The sequence below is a fragment of the Modestobacter caceresii genome (assembly GCF_000761485.1).
In the GTDB taxonomy this organism is placed as follows: domain Bacteria; phylum Actinomycetota; class Actinomycetes; order Mycobacteriales; family Geodermatophilaceae; genus Modestobacter; species Modestobacter caceresii.
On the sequence record NZ_JPMX01000102.1, the window covers coordinates 1 to 2,642 of the forward strand.

At 74.0% G+C, this 2,642-nt stretch carries 3 protein-coding genes; 2 read left to right on the top strand and 1 reads right to left on the bottom strand.

The genetic code is table 11. From position 1 onward, the window contains the following. Positions 1-174: 174 nt before the first annotated feature. Positions 175-1,035, bottom strand: coding sequence for a dihydropteroate synthase (folP, locus tag IN07_RS20010; RefSeq protein WP_036339504.1), 861 nt, complete (start codon positions 1,033-1,035; stop codon positions 175-177). Between the two features lie 48 nt (positions 1,036-1,083). Here folP and glsA point away from each other — a divergent pair, with 48 nt between their 5' ends. Both glsA and IN07_RS20020 read left to right on the top strand, forming a co-directional pair. Beyond that, complete coding sequence (gene glsA, locus IN07_RS20015; RefSeq protein WP_197058579.1) at positions 1,084-2,016, top strand: glutaminase A; 933 nt, start codon at positions 1,084-1,086, stop codon at positions 2,014-2,016. Positions 2,017-2,042: 26 nt separating this feature from the next. Then, a complete protein-coding gene (locus IN07_RS20020; RefSeq protein ID WP_052091549.1) occupies positions 2,043-2,588 on the top strand; it encodes a DinB family protein in 546 nt (181 codons plus the stop codon). Positions 2,589-2,642: the final 54 nt, after the last annotated feature.

The following is a 2,642-nucleotide window of genomic DNA, read 5'->3' on the forward strand; positions in this document are numbered from 1 at the left end:
GACCAGGCCCGAAGCCAAGGACCCCAGCGGGTGTGTCACCGAAGCGGGGCGAAGGTTCACAGCCGCGGCACTAGCTCTGCCGCCGTCCTGCCCCACCGTGTGGGCACCTACCCGACGGCCGGCCGCGGGGTGGGTCCCCCCGGGATCAGCTCACCTGATCCCGGGGGCGGGGCCTCAGGCGAGGCCGCGGGTGGTGCGGGCAGGTGGCCGGTCGCCGCGGATGGAGGCCACCATGTCCAGCGTCTGCCGGGTCGCGGCGACGTCGTGCACCCGGAACACCCGGGCCCCCAGCCACGCGCTGACCGCGGTCGCCGCCAGCGTTCCGGTCAGCCGCTGGTCCACCGGCAGGTCGAGGGTCTCCCCGACGAAGTCCTTGTTCGACAGCGCCACCAGCACCGGCCAGCCGGTCGCGACCAGCTCGTCCAGCCGCCGGGTCGCCTCCAGCGAGTGCCGGGTGTTCTTGCCGAAGTCGTGCCCGGGGTCGATGAGCACCCGCTCGGGGTCCACACCCGCGGCCACCGCGGCCTCGGCGAGCGCCGTCGTCCGCCGCACGATGTCGGCCACGACGTCGTCGTAGGTCACCCGGTGCGGCCGGGTGCGGGGCGGGAGGCCGCCGGCGTGGGTGCAGACGATCCCCGCCCCCGCCTCGGCGGCGACGTGTGCCAGCTCCGGGTCGACCCCGCCCCAGGCGTCGTTGACCACGTCGGCACCGGCGGCCAGCGCCTCCCGGCCGACCTCGGCCCGCCAGGTGTCGATCGAGATGGGAAGCTGCGGGTGCGCCGCACGGATGGCTGCGACCAGGTCCACGGTCCGGCGGATCTCCTCGGCCGGGTCCACCTCCGCGCCCGGGGCCGCCTTCACCCCGCCGACGTCCACCATGTCCGCGCCCTCGGCGACCACCCGCTCGACCCGGGCCAGCGCGGCCTCCAGCGCGAAGGTCGCGCCACCGTCGTAGAACGAGTCCGGGGTGCGGTTGACGATCGCCATCACGACCAGCCCGCCGTCCGGGACGTCCAGGGGACCGATGCGCAGCACGGACCCACTCAACCAGCCCGGCCGGGCGCGCCGTGACACCGTCCAGGGGTGTCCACCACCCCCGACGACGTGCCCGACGACCTCACCGACGTCCTCGACCAGGTGGCCGCCGAAGCCCGGCCGCTGGCCGAGGACGACGAGGTCGCCTCACCCGGGGCCGGGCCCGAGCGGTTCGCGCTGGCGATGTGCGAGCTCGACGGTACCGAGCACGTCGCCGGCGATGCCGACGTCGGCTTCCCAGTGCAGAGCGTGGTCAAGGTGTTCGCACTCACCGCGGCGCTCCGCTGCGTCGGTGAGGAGGTCTTCCAGCGGGTCGGCCGAGAGCCCTCGGGCGACCCGTTCGACTCCCTGGTCCAGCTCGAGCGCGAGCGCGGCGTGCCCCGCAACCCGTTCATCAACGCGGGCGCGGTCGTCGTCTGCGACGTGCTGGTGGGCGCCACCGGGTCGGCCGAGGCAGCGACGGCTGCGGTCACCGACCTGCTGTCCGACCTGGTAGGCGAGCGGCTCGAGATCGATCCCGAGGTTCTCGAGGAGGAGCGTTCCAGCGCCTCCATGAACACGGCGATGGGCCACCTGATGAGGTCGTTCGACAACTTCCACCACCCGGTGGCCGACGTGGTGGAGGCCTTCGCGCGGATGTGCGCGTTGACCGTGACCACCCGGCAGCTGGCCCGGGCCGCCCGGTTCCTGGCCCACGACGGGGTGGACCCACGGACCGGCGACCGGGTGCTGACCGAGCCCCTGGCCCGGCGGGTCAGCGCGGTGATGCTGACCTGTGGCACCTACGACGCGGCCGGGCAGTTCGCCTACGACGTGGGCTTCCCGTGCAAGAGCGGGGTGGGCGGCGCGGTGATGGGCGACGTGCCCAACCGGTTCGGCGTCTGCGCCTGGTCCCCGCCACTGGACGCCGCCGGCAACTCCCGGGCCGGCCGGGCGGCGCTGCACCTGCTCAGCGAGCGGTTGGGGTTGTCCCTGCTGTAGCGCTCGGCCCGCCATGATCTGGGGTCATGGACGACTTCGTGGACGCGCCGGTGCGCGTGGACCCGCCCTTCCTCGACGGCGAGCGCGACGCCGTCCGGGCCTGGCTGGAGTACCAGCGGGGCACGCTGCTGACCAAGTGCGCCGGTCTCACCCCCGAGCAGCTGGGTGAGCGGTCGGTGCCGCCGTCGTCGCTCAGCCTCCGTGGGCTGGTGCGGCACATGACCGAGGTCGAGCGCGGCTGGTTCCGCCGGGTGCTGGCCGGCCAGGACGCCCCGGACCTGTACTGCACGCCCGACGACCCGGACGGGGACTTCGACGGCGTGGGCCGGGACGCCGACGAGCCCGACACGGTGGCCGGGGAGTTCGCCCGGTTCGCCGAGGAGTGCCAGGTCAGCCGGGAGATCGCGGACGGGTTCGGGTCCCTGGACGACCTGGGCCGGGGCCGCACCAGCCGCAGTGGCGAGGCGGTCTCGCTGCGCTGGGTGTACCTGCACATGATCGAGGAGTACGCCCGGCACAACGGCCACGCCGACCTGCTCCGCGAACGCATCGACGGCGCCACCGGCGACTAGGGCGTGTCTCCTAACCGCTTGAGCCAGAGGGTGACCGCACGCAGGACTGCTGCG